Genomic DNA, 24,089 nt, shown 5'->3' on the forward strand with positions numbered 1-24,089 from the left:
AGAGAGATGAACAAAAAAATTATCTCGCAATCTGATTATCAAGTGTCTAGCTGGAGTGGAGGAGAAACAACTGAAGTGTTTCTCTTCCCACCTAGTGGGCAATATGAACTAAATAAGTTTGATTTTCGTATTTCAACTGCTAAAGTCGCATTAAACGAAAGTAATTTTTCAAGTTTACCTGGATACAAACGAATTATCATGTCTTTAGATAATCCTTTAGAATTGCACCACAGTGGCAAAAAAGGATTTCGAAAAGAAGTTTTGGCTCCATTTCAAACAGATTACTTTTGCGGAAGTGATGAAACTAAAAGTTTTGGCAAATGTACAGATTTTAATTTGATCTATCGACCAAACCTTGGTGGAGAGATGAAAACGAAACAAACGGGTGCTGAAATAACATTAAAAGAAAAGGTCTTTTATGTTTATTTTGCATTGGAAAATTGTCAATTAGTTGTTAATGGAACAGCGGTTGATGAAGAAATAATCGATATAAAAAAAGGAGACAGTTTAGTAATAGCTGATACTCTTGGTGGAGAAAAGGTTAAAGTTTGTTCGACTATAGAAGAACATTTACCTGTTGTAATTGAAGTAAGTGTTCGATGACAAAATAATGCAAGAAGAGCATATCAAAAATTGCCAGGAAGATAGTGACAAAACTTGAAATAGAACGTAAGTGAACCGGCCGTTTCGTCAGAAAACCGATTTGGATAGGAAGTCTTTTTGATAAACTCTTTAATATTTAATGGAAATAAAAAAGTAAAAAAAAGAACCAAAGTTAAGTGATCTGACAGATCAGAGAGGGGATTTTCAATGAGTTCAGAAACAGAAAATGCAAAATTCAGTCTAGGCGGCGCTACGTTATATGGGATTAACGCAGTTGTCGGTTCGGGAATTTTCTTATTACCACGTACTATTTACATGGATTTAGGTCCAGCGTCATTACTTGCTATGCTTTTTGATGCAGTTTTAGTTTTACTACTTGCTGTGTGTTTTGCAGAAGTATCTTGTTACTTTGATAAAAACGGAGGAGCTTTCCAATATTCTAAATCAGCATTTGGAGATTTTGTTGGTTTTATTGTTGGGCTACTTGGTTGGTTTGTAACGATTATCGCGTGGTCAGCAATGGCAGCAGGTTTTGCAAAACTGTTGATTATGGCTTTCCCAGCGCTAGATGGTATGAATACATTCATTAGTATTGCACTAGTTATTTTATTGTCTGTTATTAATAGTACCGGATTAAAATCATCTAAAATCTTTACGATCACAGTAACAATCGCTAAATTAATTCCAATTATTGCTTTTGTATTTATTTCAATCTTCTTCTTAAAAGGTGGTTTTGATAATGGTAACTTTAAACCATTCTTGCAACTTAAAGAAGGTATGTCATTATCTAAAGCATTAGGTTCAACATCAATGACAATTTTCTACGCATTTATCGGATTTGAAGCTTTACCAGTTGTAGCTGGTGAAATGAGAGATGCGAAGAAAAATATGCCACGTGCGATTTTAGGATCAATTACAGTAGTATCCGTTCTTTACTTTATGATTATTGCAGGAACAATTGCGATGTTAGGTGTAGGCATTTTAGAAAGTGGCGCACCAGTGCAAGATGCATTTGGTCAAATGGTAGGTCCTTGGGGTAAATGGATTATCTCAGTGGGTGCTTTGATCTCTATCTTAGGTCTCAACGTTGGGGATTCAATGATGATTCCTAGATACGGAGCTTCAATCGCTGATGAAGGTTTATTACCAAAAGTATTTGCTAAGAAAAACTCTAAAGAAGCGCCAGTTGTTGCGATTATCGTATCATGTGTGTTAACTTCTGGTTTATTATTAACTGGTAGTTTTGAACAATTAGCAGAACTTAGTGTAGTGTTCCGTTTCATCCAATATATTCCAACAGCTTTAGCGGTAATTTTCTTACGTAAGAAAAATCCAGGAGCTAAAACAGCGTTTAGATTACCATTGGGACCAACAATTCCAATTTTAGCAATTGGAGTTAGTTTATGGATGTTGAAAGAGGGAGCTAACTCAAGTAGCTTGATTGCTGGTGGTGTTGGTATCGTCATTGCAGGAATTTTATACTTTGTTTTAAATGGAAGCAAAAAACAAACTAGTTAGTGCTAAAATTTGACATTTTTTAGATAACATTGATTATAATAAGGTTATAGGTTATGCAACATAAGTAATAAAGTTTTTAAGCATTAGGTTAAATGTAATCAGATGGCTCTAGGAAAACTAGAACCCATAGGAGGAAAATTGATAATGAGCGAAAAAATTATTTTAAACGGTAAAGACTTAACATTAGAACAAGTAGTTGAAGTATCACGTAAAGGCACTCAAGTAGCTTTAGCAGAAACAGCTATCGATGCAGTTAAAGCCTCTCGTAAAATTATTGATGACATCGTTGAAAGTAAACGTACTGTATACGGTGTAAATACTGGTTTTGGATCTTTAGTAAAAGTAAGTATTCCTCAAGAGGAAACTCGTCAATTACAAGAAAACTTAATCCGTACTCACTCAAGTGGATTTGGTGATCCTTTAAAAGAAGATGAAGTTCGCGCTATTATGTTAATCCGTGTTAACTCTTTATTAAAAGGACACTCAGGTATTCGCTTAAGTACTATCGAAACATTAATGGCAATGTTAAATAACGGTGTGGTTCCTCACATTCCAGAAAAAGGATCTTTAGGAGCTTCAGGAGATTTAGCACCATTATCACATATGGTATTACCAATGTTAGGTTTAGGCCGTGCTTTCTTTAACGGAGAATTAATGACTGGTAAAGAAGCAATGGAAAAAGCTGGCGTTCCAGTAATCCACTTAGAAGCTAAAGAAGGTTTAGCTTTAATCAATGGTACTACTGTTTTAACAGCAATCGGCGCTTTAGCTACTCATGATTCAATCGAATTATTAAAATTAGCTGATATCGCAGGTGCTTTATCATTAGAAGTACATAACGGAATCGTTAATGCTTTTGACGAAGAATTACATATTATCCGCCCTCATAGTGGACAATTAGCAACAGCTAAAAATGTTCGCGCTTTGATTGCAGGTAGTACATTAACAACGCCAGCAACTGCTGAACGTGTACAAGATGCTTACTCATTACGTTGTATGCCTCAAATTCACGGTGCAAGTAAAGATACAATCGCTTTTGTTAAAACAAAAGTTGAAATCGAAATTAACTCTGTAACTGATAACCCAATCATTACTCGTAGTGGTGACGTTATTTCTGGTGGTAACTTCCACGGTGAACCAATGGCACAACCATTTGACTATTTAGGAATTGGTGCTGCTGAAATTGGTAACGTATCTGAACGTCGTGTGGAACGCTTAGTTAATACTAACTTAAGTGGATTACCTTCATTCTTAGTTAAACACCCAGGCGTTAACTCTGGTTTCATGATTACTCAATACGCTGCTGCTTCATTAGCATCAGAAAACAAAATTTTAGCTCATCCAGCAAGTGTTGACTCAATTACATCTTGTGAAAACCAAGAAGACTTTGTAAGTATGGGTACAACTGCAGCTCGTACAGCTCGTGATATCTTAATCAACTCTCGTCGTATTGTTGCAACTGAAATCATGGCTGCTTGTCAAGCTATCGAATTTGTATCAGATCGTGGTGTGATGGGTAAAGGTACTCAAGTAGCTTACGATACATTTAGAAAATATGTTAATGTGATTGAAAATGACAAAGACATTGAAATCTACGATGAATTAGAAAAAGCAACTGAAGTATTAATCAGTGGTGACTTATTAAGAGCCGTTGAAGAAGTAGTTGATTTAGAAATCGAATTTGACTTCAAATAAAAATTAAATACAGTAAAGCTCTCGAATATTTAGATATTCGGGGCTTTATTTGCAAAAAGAAGGGGGAGGACTTGTATCAGCTCCCTTTTTTTTGTACTATAAACTTAACAATCATAAGAGGAAGTGTTATATATGGGATATCAAAAACCAAAAGGTACTGCTGATGTATTACCTGGTGTGGTAGAGAAGTGGCAATATGTAGAAACAATCGCAAGAAAAGTATTTAAGCGTTATGACATTCATGAAGTGAGAACACCAATGTTTGAACACATTGAAGTAATCACGCGTGGTGTTGGAGATACAACGGATATTGTGACAAAAGAAATGTATGATTTCCAAGATAAAGGTGGCCGTCACATTACGTTACGTCCTGAAAATACAGCCCCACTTGTTAGATCTTATGTGGAAAACAAATTATATGGACCAGAACACCAAAATCCATTTAAAGCTTTTTACATTGGGCCAATGTTCCGTTATGAACGTGCTCAATTTGGACGTTTCCGTCAATTTCACCAAATCGGTATTGAGATGATTGGGAGTGCGAATCCTGCGATTGACGTAGAAGGAATTCTTTCTGCTTTAGATTTTTATAAAGAATTAGGTGTTACTCATACGGAGCTTGTGATTAACTCTTTAGGAACAAGAGAATGTCGTATGGAATATCGTAAAGCCTTGATTGAGTACTTAGAACCTAAGTTTGATGAATTAAGTGGCGATTCACAACGTCGTTTACATACTAATCCCTTACGTGTTTTAGATAGTAAAGATGAAAAAGACAAAGTGATTGTAGAAAATGCTCCATCTATTTTAGATTATTTAGATGATTATTCAGCAAAATTCTTTGAAGAAGTGAAAGAATTATTAGATGCTGTAGGTGTTAATTATGTGGTTGATCACCGCATGGTTCGTGGGTTAGATTATTACAACCACACTGTATTTGAAATTATGAGTAACGCCCCAGGCTACAATGGAAAAATCACAACAATTTGTGCGGGTGGTCGTTATGACGGTTTAGTGAAAGAATTTGAAGGTCCCGATAGTCATGATGCAGCCTTTGGTTATGCTTTAGGATTAGAACGCGCGATTATTAGTATGGAAGCTGAAGGTGTGGAACTTCCAACAACTCCAGGTGTTGATGTGTACGTGGTTGGTCTTGGTGAAAAAACGAATATTGAAACCTTGAAATTAATTCAAAAAGTTAGAGAAGCAGGTTACACGGCTGAACGTGATTACTCAAATCGTAAAGCCAAAGCACAATTTAAAACAGCGTCAAAATTAAACGCAAAAGTTGCTTTAACCATCGGCGATGACGAATTAGAACGAGAAGTTGTTCGTATGAAAAATATGGACACTGGTGTTGAAGAAGAAATCAAATTAAGTGATTTATATGCTGATTTCAAAGGGAGTGTTGGCGAAAACATTCCAAAAAATTGTAAATGTAAGAGTAAAAAATAAAAGGGAGTTTTGAGAGTGAAACCTCAGATGCACGAGGAAAAAGGAATCATCCAAGAATACACACATAAGTTAACCGTTGTTTTCTTATATGCCATGTTATATGCCATCGCCTTAAATTTTTTCTGGCGACCAGCTAATATCTATACAGGAGGAATTACAGGTTTTTCTCAAATCTTTACAACCTTATTTGAGAAATTCACTGGCTTCCAACCATCTATGTCCGTCATTTATTATTTGATCAACTTACCATTTTTAATTTATGGTTGGTTTAAGATGAATAAAAAATTAGTCATTTTTACAGTCATTAGTGTAACCTTTGCCTCAGTGGCAATTGAAATGATACCGACGATTGTTTTAACGAAAGATCCAATTATTTGTGCTCTTTTTGGTGGAGCAATTGGTGGAGCTTCCATGGGATTAGCTTTGAAAAATGGCATAGCAACAGGTGGTTTAGATATTGGAATTATTGCGATTAGAAGAAAAACAGGTAAGAGTATCGGCTCTATTTCAATGATTATTAATGGAATTATTGTTTTAGCTGCGGGGGCATTGTTTGGTTTTCCTTATGCCTTTTATAGTGTCATCTCGATTATTGTTAGCGGGAAAGTAATGGATTTTGTTTATACGAAACAACAAAAAATGCAGGTCTTAATTATTACAAGAAATCCAGACCAAGTGATCGCTTCTCTTAAGAAAAGATTACTTCGTGGTGTGACAGTTCTAAATGATGAAGCGCAAGGGGCTTATGATCATCGTAAGAAAACAGTCCTTTTAACGGTTATCACAAGATATGAACTGCACCAACTAGAAGAAGCCATTGAAGAAGGGGACTCAACGAGTTTTGTGAGCATTTCTGAAAATGTCCATACTTTAGGGAAGTTTGATGACTTTGGTTTGTAATCTTGGGAGGAAAAGAGTATCGAAATTAAAAAATATTTATTTGAAGAATTAAGTAACAAGGACTTAGATAGTTTATGTGAGCTTTACAATCGAGTGAGAAAAGAAACAGCTAAATGGGTAGATAAGGAAGACGTTCTAGTTTCTGAACTTATTAAAATGATTGATGAAGAAACCATTTATATTGCTTACGAAGGGACAAAAATGATTGGTTTTTTAACACTTTATGTGCCAGACCAATTTATTCACTTCTTTTTCATTGATGCAACAATCCAAGGAAAAGGGATTGGAAGTCAGTTATTAAGTGCTGTTGAAAAAGACTGTCATACTGGTGAGATGAGTTTGAAGTGTTTAATTCATAATAAAAATGCGATTGGTTTTTATGAGAAAAAAGGCTTTGAAATCTCTGAAACTCATGAAGAAACACCAGCAACAGGTTATCATGTAATGATTAAAACAATTAAATAAAACTTTTTAGCTAAGATGAGACATGTTTGTTTTATCTTAGCTTTTTTTTGTTTTAAATTACATTGTTATGTTAATTTAACTAGCGTATAATTAATTAAATGGTTGTTTTGTTTCAAAAAGTTTAGTTAGGAGAGGTTAAAATGGAAGACAAGAAAAGTTTTAGTCGGGTTGGTTTTGGGTTAATTATTATTTTTATTGCAGGGTTAATATTTCAAACATTAGTATTAAGAAGTAGACCATTTGCAGTATTCGATAGTTCACTAATAATAGTATCGAATTTTATTGGAATGTATGGGATTGGGTTACCTATTTTTTTATATTTATTTAAGGACAGAGAAAAATTAGATGTTCCACGAAAGGAAAAAATTTCTTTTAAAGAAGGCTTTGTTTTATTTACAATTGGATTTGCTGTTATGTATGTTGTTAATTTAGGTTGTACCGTTATCTTTACGTTATTAGGGGCAAAGATAACGAATCAATTAGGTGAAACGATTATGGGGTTAAATATAGTATCAGCGTTTTTATTAATTGTCATTATTGGCCCGATTTTAGAAGAGTTATTATTTAGAAAAACCTTGTATCGTTTTTCTGATACGTTAGGAGAGAATGGTTACATTATTTTTAGTAGTATTATGTTTTCATTGTTTCATTTAAATATTACTCAAAGTATTTATACTTTCTTTTTAGGAATAATCTTAGCGTATTTATATGTTAAAACAGGGAAACTGATCGTACCGATAGTCATGCATATGGTAGTCAATTTCGTGGGTAGTATTATTCCGTTATTACTTTTTGGTTCAGAAACGGCAGTGGTTTTTTATAGTTTAATTGCATTAATTCTCGTCGTTGCTGGACTTGTCTTTTTAATTGTTAATTTCAGTCAAGTGAAAGCAATATTTAAAACAGATAATCATTTTTCATTGAGTCAATCAGTTAGAAATCCTGGAATGATTATTTTTCTAATCTTGTCTATAGGAATGATTCTTTTAGGAATATTTGGAGCATTTTTTATTTAAATATAGTAAACAGGGTGGGTCAAAAGTCGTTTTGCTCTGAGCAACTGGAGGGAAAATCGAACAATCGCTCTTTTTGATTGATCGATTTTCGTGAAGTTGTCGTGGGAGCAGACTTTTTACCCCTGACTATTAAAGATTATTCGTATAAATAAAATGGAGGCTGACATTTGAGTCAGCCTCTTTTTTACTATTTTCGAAAAACTGAACACTTTAGTCATAACCTCTTATAGAATTTGATGATTTTTTGATACTAGTTCACCGTGTTTGTACACGTCTTGAACTAAGTTTGTTGCAAAGAAGTACAATGGATAATCAACATTTGGCGCATCCCAAATGGCAATATCAGCTAATTTGCCTTCTTTAAAGCTACCAATTTGATCTCCTAAACCAACAGAGTAAGCAGCGTTAATTGTTACAGCATTGAAGACTTGGACTGGGGTTAAGTACATTTTGAAACAGCCTAGTTGCATAATAAATTGAATATTAGACGTAGGACAGCTTCCTGGGTTACTATCTGTTGATAAGGTAATAGCCATACCAGCATCTAGCATTTTTTTAGCTGGAGCGTAAGTGTCTTTCATTAAACTGAAAGTTGTTCCTGGAAGTAGGTTACCAATCACGCCACTTTCACTCATTTTTTTGATTCCTTCATCAGTTGCTGCCATTAAATGCTCAGCACTAACAGTGTTCAATTCAGCAGCCACATCAACGCCGCCGATTGAATCAATTTCATCTGCATGAATACGTAATTTGAAACCTAATTCTTTTGCTGCTTCTAATAAACGTAATGATTGTTTTGCTGTGAAGACACCTGTTTCACAGAAGATATCACAAAATTCTGCTAAGTTTTCTTCTTTAACTTGTGGTAACATCTCAGCGATAATCATTTCGATGAACGCATCCCCGTCCCCGTCAAATTCAGGTGGAACAGCGTGAGCTGCCATAAATGTTGAAACTAAATCAATTGGATGATTGTGGTTTAATTCTTTCACCACTTCTAATTGACGTTTTTCAGTTTCCCAATTTAAACCATAACCACTTTTTGCTTCGACAGTTGTTACACCATGAATGATCATTTGATCTAATAAGCGTTTTGATTTGTCATATAAGTTTTCAAAAGAAGCAGAGCGAGTAGAACGAACCGTACTTAAAATACCGCCACCTTCTTTAAGAATATCTAAATAGCTCACACCATTTAATTTTTTAGCAAATTCATTTTCACGACTTCCACCATAAACTAAGTGAGTGTGACAGTCGATTAAACCAGGAGAAGCTAATTTTCCAGAGTAATCAACGATTTTTGTGTGAGAACCAATCAGTGATGCTTCAGGTTCACCTGCTGCTACTTTTAATATTTTGCCATCTTTAATGGCGATAAAACCATTTTCAATAACGTTTGCTTGATCCATCTCAGCCCCTTTTAAAGGTTGACCATTATCGATGGGACAAAAAATCTGACTAAAATTTGTTAAAATCTTATCTGCTATCATATTGCTTTTTTCCTCCTTTGATTTACAATATATTATAACAATATTTATTCGTAATTACTGTAGCTTTTTATCGACTAATTTTTGTCAAATAATTGTAATCGTTTTATTTAGAATGTTTTTTTGTAATTTTTTTAAATTAACATAGAGGATAGACAGTAAATTGACTATTGACCTTTATAGTAATGGCATAACCTAAACGAAACATTACTTATGTAAAAAAACAGTAATAACGTATCAACATTTATGCACTTTTTATTGATAATTTTAAGGAGGAAGTAAAATGATTAGTAACACAGATATTAGTAAAGCAATGACAATTAAATTACCAGAAGTATTACCAGACATGCCAGTATTCCAAGAAGGCATCAGACGTGCGCCAGACAGAGGGTTCCGTCTATCTGAATCTCAAACAAAATTAGCATTAAAAAATGCTTTAAGATATGTACCAGAGCAATTCCATGATCAAGTTATTCCAGAATTCTTAGAAGAATTAAAAACTCGTGGACGTATTTACGGCTATCGTTGGTATCCAAAAACTCGTGTTTACGGAAAACCAATTGATGAGTATAAAGGTAAATGTGTGGCTGCTAAAGCAATGCAAGTTATGATTGATAACAACTTAGACTTTGATATTGCTCTTTATCCATATGAATTAGTAACTTACGGAGAAACTGGACAAGTATGTTCAAACTGGATGCAATATCAATTAATTATGAGCTACTTAGAAGAAATGACAGATGAACAAACTTTAGTAGTAGAATCTGGACATCCAATGGGATTATTCTCTTCTAAAAAAGATGCACCACGTGTTATTATCACTAATGGTTTATTAATTGGTGAATATGACAACATCAAAGATTGGGAAATCGGCGAACAAATGGGTGTGACTAACTACGGTCAAATGACTGCTGGTGGTTGGATGTACATTGGCCCTCAAGGTATCGTTCATGGTACGTTCAATACATTATTAAATGCTGGTCGTTTGAAATTAGGCGTAGCAGATGATGGTGATTTAAGAGGTAAATTATTCATTACATCAGGACTTGGTGGAATGAGTGGGGCTCAAGGTAAAGCTGGAGAAATCGCTAAAGCTGTTGCGATCGTAGCTGAAGTTGACCGCTCTCGTATTGATACTCGTTTAGAACAAGGCTGGATTTCTCACGTAACGGAAACACCAGAAGCAACAATGACATTAGCGAAGGAATACATGGACAAAGAAGAAACTACTTCTATTGCTTACCATGGTAACATCGTTGATTTATTAGAATACATTAACGAAAATGATATCCACGTACACTTATTATCAGATCAAACGTCTTGTCATAATGTTTACGAAGGTGGCTATTGTCCAGCTGGTATGTCATTTGAAGAAAGAACTCGCCTTTTAGGTGAAGATCAAGATAAATTCCGCGTTGAAATTGATAAAACATTGAAACGTCATTTTGAAGTAATTAAATCATTAACAGCTAAAGGAACTTACTTCTTTGACTATGGTAACTCATTCATGAAAGCTATCTATGACACAGGAATTAAAGAAATTTCTAAAAATGGTGTGGATGATAAAGACGGATTTATCTGGCCATCATACGTAGAAGATATCATGGGACCTATGTTATTTGACTATGGTTATGGACCATTCCGTTGGGCATGTCTAAGCCGTAAACACGAAGATTTAATGGCAACTGACAAAGCTGCTATGGAAGTAATTGATCCAACTCGTCGTTATCAAGACCGCGACAACTATAACTGGATCCGTGACGCTGAAGAAAATAAATTAGTTGTTGGTACAGAAGCACGTATTCTTTATCAAGATGCTATGGGACGTGTTAATATTGCCCTTAAATTTAACGAAATGGTTAGAGAAGGAAAAATCGGTCCTGTTATGATTGGTCGTGACCACCATGATGTGTCTGGTACTGACTCTCCATTCCGTGAAACTTCAAACATCAAAGATGGTAGTAATATTACTGCTGATATGGCAACACAATGTTACGCAGGTAACGCAGCTCGTGGTATGAGTTTAATCGCTCTACATAACGGTGGTGGTGTTGGTATTGGTAAATCTATCAATGGTGGCTTTGGTTTAGTATTAGACGGAAGTGAAATGACTGATGAAATTATCAAATCAGCTATTTCATGGGATACTATGGGTGGAGTTGCTCGTCGTAGTTGGGCTCGTAATCCACATGCCATTGAAACTTCTATGGAATACAATGAAATGCGTAAAGGATTAGATCATATTACAATTCCTTACATCGCTGACGATGCGAAAGTAGAAGCAGCAATTAGTCCTTTATTTAAATAATGACTGTGTGAACTTCCTATCCAAGTCATTATATCTAAAAGAATAAACTACCAAGACCTTAAGAATTTAGAGAATATCTTTCTTCTTAAGGTCTTTTTTTATAGATTATTTCTTAAAACAAAGAAAGGATTGTGTGGGAAAATGAAAATTGAAATGGTGGAAGGTATTAGGACGCTACAGCTTGATATGATTGCAACGCTTGCTCTTGCTGCGGTCTTGTTGATGTTAGGTTATTTTATTCGAGACAAGGTTAAGTTACTAGATAGGTTATGTATTCCAGCACCTGTCATTGGTGGGTTATTATTTTCATTAATCGTATGGGTTTTTAGACTAACTGATCTTTTAGTGATTAATATGGATATCACTCTACAATTACCTTTTATGTTAACCTTTTTTACTTGTGTTGGTTTTGGAGGGAGTTTCAAATTGCTTAAAAGTGGTGGACGTTTATTAATCGTATTTTTAGTGTCTTGTTGGATTTTAGCAATTATTCAAAATGTAGTAGGGGTTAGCTTAGCATCTGCATTAGGGCTTAATCCTGTTTTAGGTGTGATGGCTGGAACGGTTTCTTTAGTTGGCGGGCATGGCAATGCGGCTGCTTTTGGTCCAGTTGCTGAGAGTTTAGGCGTTGAAGGCGCTACAACAGTCGCTGTGGCTTCGGCAACGTTTGGATTAATTGCGGGAAGTTTGATTGGCGGACCTATTGGCAACTGGTTGATTAAAAAGAATAAGCTAGAAATCAAAACAGATGATACGGTTGAAGGTAAACAAGAAATCAAAAAAGAGAGAGTGATTGAAAAAGATGATTTTACTGTTAAGTCTTTTTTAAGTCATTTAACCCTTATTTTTGTCTTCATGTTTGGTGGGATTGTTATTTCCGATTTAGTAGCTATGTTAGGAATTAAGAACTTTGCACTACCTAATTATGTGGGTGCTATGTTTTTAGCGATTATTTTTAGAAATATTAATGATAAAACGAATATGTTTGAAATGAATTTTAAAGAAGTCAATATCATCATGGAAGTAGGGTTATCCTTCTTCTTAACGATGGCAACCATGACACTTAAAATCTGGGAGTTGGCAGATCTTGCAGCACCCTTATTGATTCTTTTATTTGTTCAATTAATTATCGTGATTCTGTTCTCCATTTTTGTCGTCTTTAGAATGCTTGGAAAATCATATGACAGTGCGGTAATGACAGGTGGTTATGCTGGTTGGGGACTTGGAATTTCAGCCACAGCAGTCGTTTGTATGAGTGCTATCTGTGAGAAATACGATTTAAAATCAACAAAAGCATTTCTGATTGTGCCTTTATGTGGAGCTGTTTTTGTGGATATTGTGGCGGTACCAATTATAATTTTCTTTATTACTAAATTTGCATAGTAAAAAAAGCATCATTTTATTTATTGTTCGTATATTGAATAAAAAGTGTGATTTTTATAGATACCGACTCTTTCACAAAAAAATCATTAATTTAATCCGTAAATAGCGATTCTTTGTAGACAGTTTGTTTATTTTATCACTAAAAAAAGGTATAATGGATTTTGTAAATGTTTTAATAGATATTATGTATGACTGTTTATAATGAATGACTAGTTAGGAGGAAACAATCTTGTCTAACCGCTTAAGCTGCAAAATGTTTGGACATCCTGAAATAAGATTAAATAATGAAGCTATCCTATTTTCTTTTTCTAAAATAGATGCTTTGCTTTATTACCTATTAGTAACTAAATCTGCAAGTCGAGATGAAGTTGCTGGACTTCTTTGGCCAGATAAAAGCGATCAAAATGCTAAAAAGAATTTAAGAAATGCTATTTATCAGGCAAATAAAATGTTAGGTGTCGAGGTCATAAGTTCTCCCAATAAGGCGCTACTCGTATTAAATGAAACCGTTGATATTGATATTGACGTAGATAATTTTATGAAACAAACTCAAGAAAATTTATCTTTATACCGAGATGAATTTTTAAAAGGATTCTTTTTAAAAGACTGTGAAGGTTTTGAGATTTGGGTTGTTAAGATGCGTAGTTTTTACGAGAAGAAATTTTTACAAGAATGCTTGAAAAAAATTGAGCAAGACATAGAAGCTGGTCTTTTAGAAGATGTAGAAAAAAATATTAACCGCTTAATACATATCGATGAATTTGATGAGTCGAACTATCAGTTACTCATGAAATTTTATCAATCCAATCAACGAGATGGCAAGGTAGTAGAAACATACTACAATCTTTCCAACACCTTAAAAACTGAATTAGGCATTACACCTAATAAACAAACCAAAAAAATATATGAAGATTCCTTAGAGCGACTAAATATTCAAAATAATCATGGCAAACAACGGTTTAACTCTCTTTTTTATGGTCGATTTGAAGAACTAAGACAAATCGAAACACAGTTAAGTTCTTTTAAGAATAGTCAACCTTTCGCTTCAATGGTCATCAGTGGAGAAGCTGGGATAGGAAAGAGCGCCTTAGCCAATGTTATTTTAGATAACGCCCAAAGTGAAGTGACAATTATCGAAACTCAGTGCTATCAAGTAGAGGAGAAGTATTCCTTTAGACCATGGAAAAAAATCATCGATAGTTTATCAAAAATTATCAAAACCAATCAACAAATCGATCCAGAAATTTGGGAAGAAGCTATTTCGAAAGTGTTTCCTAATATTGAGGCTCATTTAGCAGGTGCTAAATTAGTTGAGAGAGAGTCTTCTGTTAACTTGAATGTTTTATCCGGTGTATTAGTGGATACGATTAATCGAATTGCTAAAGAGAAGAAATTGTTAATCTTTGTGGAAGATATTCAGTGGATGGATTCTAATAGTTTGGAATTACTAACAAATGTGATGATGCAAGCGAGTAAAAATATCATTTTCTTAATGACTTCAAGAAACGTTAATCGAAGTGAATTAGATTTCTTTTTAAATAATTTAATTCAGTGTTCTTTGCTTGAGATGGTTAAACTAAGCCCTTTTACGTATCAAGAAACCAATGAGTTTATTTTGAAAAAATTAGATAATCGTCATGTGACGGATGACCTAGTGGATAATGTTTATCAACATACAGAAGGAAATCTCTTCTTCTTAATTGAATATGTAAGCCTGCTTCAAAGTAACTCAAATCTTAATACGATGACGGTTAAAATGAAAGATGCCTTAAAAAATCGCTTTTTATATTTAAATGAAGGCGAGCAAGAAATTGTTAACATTGTTTCTTACTTTTACGACTATGCCTTACTAGATGATTTAGTTGAGATTTTAGGAATGGATAGTTTGGTAATCGTCAATATGATTGAAAGCCTCGTTAAGAAAAACATCTTAAAAGAGCTAGATATAAATGGTGAGATGGGAACAACCTTCACTCACATTAAATTAAGAGAATTTATCTATATGAATCAATCGATTGGTAAAAAACGGATTATTCATAAGAAAATTGCTCATTACCTAGAAAGTAAGATTAATACAAGTTGTGTGGACAATCTACTTTATGATAATATCTCTTTCCATTACAAAAAAGGAAAAGATGATTTGAAGGCACTGAAATACAAATTGATGTATCTTGAAAAATATTTAGGCTTTTATCATGAGTTATTTCCAATTGATGTGGAAGCACAAGGGACCTTCAAAGAGGAGTTAACCTTTAGCCAAGAGAAGGTCTTTAAACAATTTGATAAAATTCAAAATTCTTTAGATATCTTGAAAGAGCAATACCAAGGAAATGATGTGTTTGAACAATTAAGCCGTCAATTTTTATACTTGGAAGGCCGCTATTTGATTAAATATGGTGAGTATCAAAAAGGGGTTCAGGATATTGAACAGGTCATTAATCAATCAAAAGATTTAAAGGATCATGACTATCTTTTAGCTGGTTACAAACAAATGATTTATTATTACATTCAAATTGATGAACCAGAGAAAATGATTGGGTATATCGAACTGGCTTTAGATTTATCCATTAAAGAGAATAATCACCAATCGATTGGGATTTTATTGAGATTAAAAGGGCTATATCAAATCATGTGTGGAAATAATCTAATCGCTGAAAAATTAATCCAAGAATCGATTAATACGTTTATGCTGACCGATGAGATTGCTAAGAAATACGCGGTGAATATAGCAGCTGCTTACAATTATCTAGGTGAAATTAGATTCAATGAAAATAATTACAGTGAAGCTTATGAGATGTTTATCAAGTCCATTGAACTATGTGCTGAAAAAAACACCTTATCTAGTTTGTCTGTATTCTATACAAATGCAGGAGCGGCTTGTTTTGCTCAAGGGGATTTCGAAAAAGCGAAAGAATTACTGCTTAAATCTCGTGGGATTTATGAAGAACTTCATACGTTCTGGAAAAGACCTCGTTTAGATGCGTATCTAGCTTTAGTTTATTTAAAAGAAAGAGAATACGACGAAGTGAAATACTATTTAGATAAAGGGAAAGAATTTGCTGAGCGGATGGGGAATAATCGTGATATTGGAATTGTTGAGTTTGGTAAATCAATTGTTTCAAAAGAATTGGAAGAACAAGGTCAAGATTTAGCTGATTGGAAAAACTGGCTTTCAAGAGACTCAGCGGCTTACGCGGCAGATGCTTTAATTCATTTAAATAAATACCAAGATGTTTATGAAATTAATGTCTTAAAAGGTGAAATCTAAAAAAGATCAATGAGGGGAAAACTCTCATTGATCCTTTTTTTATTTATCGGTGTATCTTTTAAATAATTTATTCCGTGCTTTATCACTCATTCGGTAAAAAATGCTTACTAAACAAAGAATCATTAGAACCATAAACAAAAGTGCAAAAAGAAAATCATTGAGTTCAATGTTCAGAAAATCTAAAAGAGCGTCTGTCGTTCCCACACAGTTTAATAAACTACCAATCCCAACATAAAACCAAGCAGTGGCTTTATTAGAAATCGTAAATACTTCCTCAAAATCATCATTTTGAGATGAGAACTCTTTAAAAATGGCTTTAAAACGTTTCGTTTCCAAATGGATTTTTAAAGGAGGGAAGAACCAATATAAGGGAGATACGTCTTTATACGATTTTGAGACATCTTTAATTTTATGAATAATACTTTTTTGTTCAGCTATCTCCATAGCCCCTTGATAGGTGGAAAAAGTGTAAATAATCCAACCACCAAGAAAATTAAGTATCGTTATCAGTGAATCTCTCAAAAAATCCCTCCTTTTATTTATAAATATCGTATAACTTTTTTCATAAAATGTCTATAAGTTATCTACTAGTAAGCGGAAGGATGATTTGAAAGACGCTGCCTTCATTAAGGGTACTCGTTACCTTGATTTTTCCGTGGTGCATATCAATGATTTTTTTAGTAAGAGATAACCCAAGTCCAGAACCACCTAAACTTCTTGTTCTGGATTCATCAACCCGGTAAAAAGGTTCGAATAAAAAAGGAATATCTTTTTGATCAATTCCGATTCCGTTATCAGTTACTTTTATCATGATGTTCTCCTTCGTTTTAGAATAAGAGATATTTATTGCACCATTTGCAGGAGTGTACTTAATGCCATTATTAATAATGTTGTTAAGCGCTTGAGTTAAAAGAACCTTATTACCGATGATTTTAACAGGTGTCCCTTGATGAGTTAACTCAATATTTTTTTCAATCGCATCTGTTTCATTTAGTGTGACTAAATCCATAATAAGTAAGTCAAGAGAGATTTCTTCGATGTTTTGTAAGAGTTCATTATTTGAAACTAAAAGCAGTTGATCCACGATATCGATTAATTGGTTAATGCTGTTTTTTGAAATATCATGATGCTCTTTATAATCATCCAGAGTTGGTTTTTCTTCTAAGTCTAAAATTTGTAAATTTAATTTCATGGTTGTTAATGGAGTTTTTAGTTCATGAGCAGCATTTTCAGCAAAACTTTTTTGATAAGCAAAAGACTGTTCCAAGCGCTCAAGCATTAAGTTATACTCATGTGCTAATTGGCCCACTTCATCCTCTTTATTTGGTAAATCTATTCGGCTAGATAAACGATGCTCATTCACATCTTGAACACTATTTTTTAGTGTTAAGAGTGATTTCAGATTTTTTTGAATCAAATAATAACAAATAAGAATGCCAAGTAAAGCAATACCAATCATCCAGTAAACGTAACTAAGTTGAAAATTTTTATTTAACCCTTGGATTTCTTCGGCTGGACTAGTCACAACGGGTGCCACGTCACTTAAATCTTCAGTAGGTGTAGAAGGAGCTGCGGGTTGCGAGAGTTCAAAATTTTGAATGGGTTGAAGTATTCGATTATCCACATTTTTAAAGGTGATAAATGTTAAAAGAGCGACAGTCCCAATTAAAACTAAACTAATTAAAATGGTTAATTTTATTTTTAAAGATTTAAATTTCAATAACTTATTCTCCTTTGTCTATGGATTCTGAAGAAATTAATCGGTAACCTGAACCACGAATGGTTTCAATTTTAGGTGTATCTTCTCCAAATTCTCCTAATTTTTTTCTAAGTGAGAATAAGTGAAATTTTAAAGAGTTAGAAAATAAATCAACCTCACTATCCCAAACATGCTCGATTAGAGTTTCAGCGCTGGTAATTTGGTTTTGATGAAGGGTTAAGTACCTTAGAATACTGTATTCTTTAAGTGTTAATGAGAGTAGTTCATCTTTGATTTTTACTTCATTTTGATGAACATTGAGAGTCAGAGAATCAAAAGAGGCTATTTCTGGTTTCTGATAGAAAGAACGTCTTAACAGTGATTGGATTCTAGCCTCAAGAATAGGGAAATCAAAAGGTTTTGTGACGTAATCATTAGCTCCTTCAAGTAATCCTTTAACCACATCATCTGTTTCTGATTTGGCACTGAGAATCAAAATATTGATATCTTGATTTGTTTGGCGAATGATTTCAAGTAACGCAAAGCCATTTATTTTTGGTAGATTTAAATCTAAAAGGATTAAATCATAGTCGTTTTCGTGAAAAAATTCCAGTCCTTCTTCCCCATCAAAAGCTAAATCAACAGCGTAGCCTTTTTTAGTTAACCCTTTTTTCAAAAGAGTAGCCAATGTGTGTTCATCTTCAATTAAAAGTAACTTCATGATTTAATCTCCTAACCAAAACTAAGGCTAAGACAAAACATCTTTTTGTTTTGCCAAAGCCTTTTTTTATACTACTTCTATCATACTAGATTTAACCCTTTTTTTCTAAAAAAAGATCGTCTTATTTAGCCGATGTTCCTTCAGAAATAACTTGTGGTTCAACAGAAGAGACAGGTTTAATTGTTTCTGCTGATGTTTTTTCCTCTTCTTTAACTTCAACACCCGTTTGCGCTGGAGTACTTGCTACAGAAGAAACTGATTCTGCTTCTTCTTTGACTACTGGTTCATTGACACTACTGGCGTTTACAAGTGTACCTACTCCGATAATTGATAAAATTCCTGCTGCGACTGCTAATTTTTTTAATGACATATGAATGTCCTCCTTCATAGTTTTAGTAACACTCTTAGTATATAAAATAGAAGGTTAGATGAAGGTTAGTTTTTAGTAAACGATGAGAAATTAAATCAGATTAACAAATACGAAAGCTATTTGAGAGGTTTAATGTTAAAATAAATATACAAAATAAAATTTTTTGATAAGGAATGAGAAAATGTTTATTTGGATAATTGCTATTATTTTAATCATCGTAATAGGTATTTGTATTTATGGGGCTCATTTTTTTGTGAATGTTGCTTTTTATAAGGATTCAACGTGGTTTGCAAAAAAAGGGCATGCTTTGTTCAATCCGGATAACTTTAACCGAGAAAAAACGGTGTACACAGAAATAGAAGATCGCCAAAATGAAGAAGGTCATCGCTTTTGGGAAGAAGAAGCCACAGAAGAAATTTTTATGAAATGGAACAATGAAACGTTGTGTGCTAGAGAATTTAAAGCAATGCCTCACAGCAATAAATGGATCATTGCCGTTCATGGTTACCGATCTTCTGGGAAAAGAGACATGTCTTATCCTGCAAAAGTATTTAATGAAGTAGGGTTTAATGTTTTAGTACCTGATTTACAGTCTCACGGTAAAAGTACGGGGAATGAAATCGGTATGGGATGGCTTGAAAAGGAAAATGTCAAAGCATGGATTGATAAAATTATTAGTCACTATCCAGAAGCTGAGATTACTCTTTTTGGTGGATCGATGGGAGCTGCCACTGTCATGATGACAAGTGGGGAAGAACTTCCCAAACAGGTAAAAGTACTAGTCGCAGATTGTGGCTATACAACTGTTTATAATGAATTTTCGTATCTGTTGTCATCAGCACTTAAATTACCAGCAAGCCCAATTTTATTTTTTGCTAACTTTTTTGCTAAATCTAAATTAGGTTTTACTTTAAAAGAAGCATCTAGTGTGGACCAGCTTAAAAAGAATACGCGTCCTATTTTGTTCTTCCACGGAACGGCTGATAAGTTTGTTCCTCACGAAATGGTTTATCGAAACATGGAAGCTACAACGAGCGTGAAAGAAGTGATGATTGTGGAAAATGCGCCACATCTTTGTTCTTGGGTGTATGATGAAACAAGATATTTTAAAACAGTTCTAGAATTTATAGATGAAAATTTAACAAAGGGAGAAGGACATGGAAACTAAAAAAAATATGAAACTAGCCATGATGCTGATTTTATTCGCAGCAACAATGAGTAGTTTAGGGCAATTAGCCTGGAAAATTGGAGCCGATGCCACAGATTCAAAATTTGCCATTTTAATGTATATTGTGGGGTTAATTTTGGCGGGAGTCGGGATGGTCGTGTTAATGATTTCCTTTAGATTTGGAGATGTTTCGATTTTACAACCAATGATGAGTGTTGGTTTTGCCTTATCGATAGTTTTTGGGGCAATGTTTTTAAATGAAGGCATCACAACAATGAAAGTTATTGGAACACTGTTTATTATTGGTGGATCAGCTCTTTTAGGCTATGAAGGAGGTAAAGACAATGACTGATATTTTAAAAATTGTTCTGATTTTAATTGTCACGACTCTTTCAGGTAGTATTGGGGCATTAGCTTTAAAACAAGGGATGAATGAATTAGCGGAAGTAACGTTTGTTAAGGCGATTACTAACAAGTGGTTACTCATTGGCTGTTTCCTATACATTGTCAGTGCCGCGACTAATATTGTATTATTTAAATTTTTGGATTATTCAATTGCTTTTCCAATGACTTCCTTAACTTATGTTTGGACGGTCTTTATTTCTTATTTTACGTTCAAAGAAAAGATTACACCTTTAAAATTATTGTCAGTCGGTTTGATTATGATTGGCGTTGTTATCATAAGTCAATAAAATTAAGAGGTTGTGACAGAAGTGTTCAGCTTCAAGAAATAAGAAGGAAATCACGAAAATTGCTTTTCAAATTTTTGTGATTTTCGGCTTATTTCTGAAGAAGCTACTTCTGTGACACCGTTTAGATTGTAAAAAAGGGACTGCGACGTACTTATAAAATGTCGCAGCCTCTTTTTTGTTATTTGTAGAAAACAGTCAATAAATGTTAAAATAAGTGAAGTGAAACTTATATAAAGGTGGAATTCAACATATGTATCGATTAGCCGTAGATATTGGAACAACCAACATAAAACTTTGCTTATTTGAAAATTATCGTTTAGAAGAAAAAATAGATGTTAATATTGAAACACAGTTTGAAGGAAGCGGGAAGGTCTTTCAAAACCCAGCTAAAATTTTACAACAAATTAAAAGAAATATTCGAAAAATAACTCAAAAAGGCTTTGAAATTGATGCAATCAGTTTTAGTACCGCCATGCACAGTATCATGCCAGTCATGGAAACCGTCTATGACGAAGAAATGTTTATTTGGTTAGACACCCAAGCGAGTGACTTTGTTAAGAAGTTTAAAAAAATAGATTTAGCAGATCAATTTTATCAAAAAACGGGAACACCGATTCATGAGATGTCGCCTTTTTCTAAAATTGCTGTTTTAAGTAGAAAAAATGACTATCAAAAAGCTCAAAAATGGATTGGTTTTAAAGAATATCTCATGAAGGCTTTTACAGGTGAAGAGGTAATTGATTACTCCACTGCCTCGGCTACTGGGTTATTCAATATTCATGAGATGAAATGGGACGAAGATATTTTAAGTTTTCTAAAATTAGAAGAGAGCAAGTTAGCCAAATTAGTGGACACAGATACTCATTATCCTATCAAAAAAGACATTGCTGATGAACTTCTTCTATCTCGAGAGCTCCAAGTTTATGTAGGAGCTTGTGATGGCTGTTTGGCGAGTTTAGCTAGTTATTTAGGCAATGGTACAGCGAGCACGTTAACTGTTGGAACAAGTGGAGCAGTTAGAAAACTAACGAAAAAAATTGAACTAGATGATGAAGGTAAGACCTTTTGTTATTACTTAAATAAAGAGTATTGGGTCGTGGGCGGCGCAACGAATAATGGTGGACAAGTTCTTTCATGGGCGAATAAAATGTTTTATCAAGAGTCAACAATCTATAAGGATTTAGAGCATATTTTTAAAGTGTCTCCTATTGGTAGTAATGGCATTCAGTTTTTACCTTATATTGCTGGTGAGCGGGCACCTTTATGGAACGGAGAGGCAACAGGTAGTTTTTCTGGTATGTCAATTAATCATCAACGGGAAGATATGTTGAGAAGTCTAATCGAAGGAGTCATATTTAATTTGCGCTATATTAGTGAGTTGGTTGAGCTGGATACAAGAGATTTATCAATTAGTGGTGGTTTCTTTGATTCACCCTATCTATCAACCTTAGCAGCTGATATTTTTGGTAAAAATTGCATTCAATCTGTCTTTTCAGAACCTAGTTTTGGCCTGATTTGTTTAATGAATCCACCGAAAAAATCAATTATTTCCGATCAAAAAAGAATTTTTACAAGTCTAGAAAATCATCTTTTATATGAAAAAGAGTATGCAAAATTCTTGAATGAAGTTAAAACCGAACTATAGAATAAAAAATATAAGTAAAATTCGTTTATTAGTTGACCCGTTTCCTCAGCCTTGCTAGAATGAAAGAAATGAAAGGGGTCATATGCTAATGATTGATGTATCCGTTATAATGGGAAGTATTTCTGACTGGGAAACAATGAAAGAAGCCTGTCAGATATTAGATGATTTTGGGATTTCTTATGAAAAAAAGATTGTTTCAGCGCATCGGACACCAGATGTAATGTTCGACTTTTCTGAAAAAGCGAGAGGTAGAGGGATTAAAGTTATTATTGCTGGAGCAGGTGGTGCGGCTCATTTACCAGGAATGGTCGCAGCCAAAACCACATTACCAGTAATTGGCGTTCCCGTTGAGTCAAAAGCATTAAAAGGAATGGATTCATTATTATCAATTGTTCAAATGCCAGGAGGAATACCTGTGGCAACAACGGCCATTGGTAAAGCTGGGGCTAAGAATGCAGGTCTACTTGCCACACAAATATTATCAATCACCAATGATGAGCTACAAGGAAAATTAGCAGATTACCGAGAAGAATTGAAACAGCTAGTAATCGAAAGTGAGGCCGATTTTGACTAAGATGATTTTACCTCAAGATACGATAGGCATTATTGGCGGTGGTCAATTAGGTCAAATGATGGCTTTAAGCGCTAAAGAGATGGGTTTTGTTGTTGGAATCCTTGATCCGACACCTAATTGTCCAGCCTCACAAGTAGCTGATTGGCACATTCAAGCGAACTATGACGACTCAAAAGCGATTGAAGAATTAGTGACTAAATCAGATGTTGTGACCTATGAATTCGAAAATGTGGATGCTGATGTTTTAGCCAAATGTGCGGAACTAGGCAAATTACCTCAAGGCTTAGATTTACTTAAAATTAGCCAAAATAGAAAACACGAAAAGGCCTTTTTGACTAAACTCAATCTACCGACAGCGGCTTATGACATTGTGGCAAGTCAAGAAGAATTAATTCAGGCACTAGATTTGTTAGGCTACCCTTCTGTTTTAAAAACCTGTTCAGGTGGCTATGATGGAAAAGGTCAAGTGGTTATTAAAAGCGAAGCTGATATCAAAGAAGCAACAGTTTTATTAACTTTAGGTGAGTGTGTGTTAGAAAAATGGTTAACCTTTGAAAAAGAAATTTCGGTGATTGTGTCTGGTAGCAGTCGGGGACAATTTGAAGTTTTCCCAATTGCTGAGAATAGACATCAAAACAACGTGCTACACACTTCTCTTATTCCTGCCGATATTTTAGGCGATTGTGAGTCTCAAGCAAAAGAGATGGCAAAAAAAATAGCTGAGAACCTTGAAATTAAAGGAACGATTACCGTAGAGATGTTTGTGACGAAACATGGTGGTATAATTATTAATGAGATGGCACCTAGACCTCATAATTCGGGTCATTATTCCATTGAAGCTTGTAATGTGAGTCAGTTTGATTTACACATTAGAGGGATTTGCGGTTGGCCACTTCCTAAAGTTGTTTTACACGAATCAGCAGTGATGGTTAACTTACTTGGAAAAGAAGCAGATCTGGCTAAAGAGTGGATTTATTTAAAACCTGAGTGGTATTTTCATTATTATGGAAAAAAAGAAGTAAAAGATGGTAGAAAAATGGGCCATATTACGATATTATCAAATAGTCTTAATGAAACATTAGAAGAAATCAACCAAACCAATATTTGGAAATAGAGAGGATA

Annotated in this window: 21 protein-coding genes; 16 read left to right on the top strand and 5 right to left on the bottom strand. The window is 34.2% G+C overall.

Annotation, left to right across the window (positions count from 1 at the left end; genetic code table 11):
* Positions 1–6: 6 nt before the first annotated feature.
* From G7082_RS10065 to G7082_RS10095, 7 genes are all read left to right on the top strand, one after another.
* On the top strand, positions 7–603 hold the full coding sequence (locus G7082_RS10065; RefSeq protein WP_166034960.1) for a HutD family protein: 597 nt from the start codon (positions 7–9) through the stop codon (positions 601–603).
* Positions 604–810: 207 nt separating this feature from the next.
* Positions 811–2,121 (top strand): APC family permease, encoded by a 1,311-nt coding sequence (locus G7082_RS10070; RefSeq protein WP_166034961.1) that lies wholly within the window; start codon positions 811–813, stop codon positions 2,119–2,121.
* Positions 2,122–2,265: 144 nt separating this feature from the next.
* Positions 2,266–3,816 carry a histidine ammonia-lyase gene (gene hutH, locus G7082_RS10075; RefSeq protein ID WP_166034962.1) on the top strand — a complete coding sequence of 517 codons (1,551 nt, stop codon included), beginning with the start codon at positions 2,266–2,268 and terminating at the stop codon, positions 3,814–3,816.
* Between the two features lie 132 nt (positions 3,817–3,948).
* The gene (gene hisS, locus G7082_RS10080; RefSeq protein ID WP_166034963.1) at positions 3,949–5,271 is read left to right on the top strand and encodes a histidine--tRNA ligase; all 1,323 of its coding nucleotides are present in this window, start codon (positions 3,949–3,951) and stop codon (positions 5,269–5,271) included.
* Between the two features lie 27 nt (positions 5,272–5,298).
* Positions 5,299–6,171, top strand: coding sequence for a YitT family protein (locus tag G7082_RS10085; protein WP_166036063.1), 873 nt, complete (start codon positions 5,299–5,301; stop codon positions 6,169–6,171).
* Positions 6,172–6,264: 93 nt separating this feature from the next.
* Entirely contained in the window at positions 6,265–6,636 is a 372-nt protein-coding gene (locus tag G7082_RS10090) for a GNAT family N-acetyltransferase (RefSeq protein ID WP_166034964.1), read from the top strand.
* 140 nt (positions 6,637–6,776) lie between these two features.
* Positions 6,777–7,652 (top strand): CPBP family intramembrane glutamic endopeptidase, encoded by an 876-nt coding sequence (locus G7082_RS10095; protein WP_166034965.1) that lies wholly within the window; start codon positions 6,777–6,779, stop codon positions 7,650–7,652.
* 224 nt (positions 7,653–7,876) lie between these two features.
* Here G7082_RS10095 and hutI read toward each other — a convergent pair whose 3' ends face one another.
* Positions 7,877–9,142, bottom strand: coding sequence for an imidazolonepropionase (gene hutI / locus G7082_RS10100; RefSeq protein WP_166034966.1), 1,266 nt, complete (start codon positions 9,140–9,142; stop codon positions 7,877–7,879).
* 280 nt (positions 9,143–9,422) lie between these two features.
* Between hutI and G7082_RS10105 the strand changes: the two genes are divergently transcribed.
* From G7082_RS10105 to G7082_RS10115, 3 genes are all read left to right on the top strand, one after another.
* Positions 9,423–11,447 carry a urocanate hydratase gene (locus G7082_RS10105; RefSeq protein WP_166034967.1) on the top strand — a complete coding sequence of 675 codons (2,025 nt, stop codon included), beginning with the start codon at positions 9,423–9,425 and terminating at the stop codon, positions 11,445–11,447.
* 141 nt (positions 11,448–11,588) lie between these two features.
* Entirely contained in the window at positions 11,589–12,830 is a 1,242-nt protein-coding gene (gltS, locus tag G7082_RS10110; protein WP_202983097.1) for a sodium/glutamate symporter, read from the top strand.
* 229 nt (positions 12,831–13,059) lie between these two features.
* On the top strand, positions 13,060–16,098 hold the full coding sequence (locus G7082_RS10115; RefSeq protein ID WP_166034968.1) for an ATP-binding protein: 3,039 nt from the start codon (positions 13,060–13,062) through the stop codon (positions 16,096–16,098).
* Positions 16,099–16,137: 39 nt separating this feature from the next.
* Here G7082_RS10115 and G7082_RS10120 read toward each other — a convergent pair whose 3' ends face one another.
* From G7082_RS10120 to G7082_RS10135, 4 genes are all read right to left on the bottom strand, one after another.
* Positions 16,138–16,620 carry a hypothetical protein gene (locus G7082_RS10120; RefSeq protein WP_166034969.1) on the bottom strand — a complete coding sequence of 161 codons (483 nt, stop codon included), beginning with the start codon at positions 16,618–16,620 and terminating at the stop codon, positions 16,138–16,140.
* 58 nt (positions 16,621–16,678) lie between these two features.
* Positions 16,679–17,818, bottom strand: a complete 1,140-nt coding sequence (locus G7082_RS10125; RefSeq protein WP_166034970.1) for a sensor histidine kinase — start codon at positions 17,816–17,818, stop codon at positions 16,679–16,681.
* Between the two features lie 4 nt (positions 17,819–17,822).
* On the bottom strand, positions 17,823–18,518 hold the full coding sequence (locus G7082_RS10130) for a response regulator transcription factor (RefSeq protein ID WP_166034971.1): 696 nt from the start codon (positions 18,516–18,518) through the stop codon (positions 17,823–17,825).
* A gap of 121 nt (positions 18,519–18,639) precedes the next feature.
* Positions 18,640–18,888, bottom strand: a complete 249-nt coding sequence (locus tag G7082_RS10135) for a hypothetical protein (RefSeq protein ID WP_166034972.1) — start codon at positions 18,886–18,888, stop codon at positions 18,640–18,642.
* A gap of 181 nt (positions 18,889–19,069) precedes the next feature.
* Here G7082_RS10135 and G7082_RS10140 point away from each other — a divergent pair, with 181 nt between their 5' ends.
* The 6 genes from G7082_RS10140 to purK all read left to right on the top strand — a co-directional run bounded on the left by G7082_RS10140 (position 19,070) and on the right by purK (position 24,081).
* Positions 19,070–20,056: an alpha/beta hydrolase gene (locus tag G7082_RS10140; RefSeq protein WP_166034973.1), complete on the top strand. Its 987-nt coding sequence runs from the start codon at positions 19,070–19,072 to the stop codon at positions 20,054–20,056.
* Entirely contained in the window at positions 20,046–20,408 is a 363-nt protein-coding gene (locus G7082_RS10145; protein WP_166034974.1) for an EamA family transporter, read from the top strand. Before G7082_RS10140 ends, G7082_RS10145 begins: the two co-directional genes overlap by 11 nt.
* Positions 20,401–20,748 carry a DMT family transporter gene (locus G7082_RS10150; protein ID WP_166034975.1) on the top strand — a complete coding sequence of 116 codons (348 nt, stop codon included), beginning with the start codon at positions 20,401–20,403 and terminating at the stop codon, positions 20,746–20,748. The genes G7082_RS10145 and G7082_RS10150 overlap by 8 nt, the downstream gene beginning before the upstream one ends.
* Positions 20,749–20,998: 250 nt before the next feature.
* Positions 20,999–22,393, top strand: a complete 1,395-nt coding sequence (locus G7082_RS10155; RefSeq protein WP_166034976.1) for a gluconokinase — start codon at positions 20,999–21,001, stop codon at positions 22,391–22,393.
* Between the two features lie 88 nt (positions 22,394–22,481).
* On the top strand, positions 22,482–22,967 hold the full coding sequence (gene purE / locus G7082_RS10160; RefSeq protein ID WP_420825010.1) for a 5-(carboxyamino)imidazole ribonucleotide mutase: 486 nt from the start codon (positions 22,482–22,484) through the stop codon (positions 22,965–22,967).
* Complete coding sequence (gene purK, locus G7082_RS10165; RefSeq protein ID WP_202983098.1) at positions 22,960–24,081, top strand: 5-(carboxyamino)imidazole ribonucleotide synthase; 1,122 nt, start codon at positions 22,960–22,962, stop codon at positions 24,079–24,081. The genes purE and purK overlap by 8 nt, the downstream gene beginning before the upstream one ends.
* Positions 24,082–24,089 lie beyond the last annotated feature (8 nt).

The sequence above is a fragment of the Vagococcus hydrophili genome, from assembly GCF_011304195.1.
Taxonomy (GTDB): Bacteria; Bacillota; Bacilli; order Lactobacillales; family Vagococcaceae; genus Vagococcus; species Vagococcus hydrophili.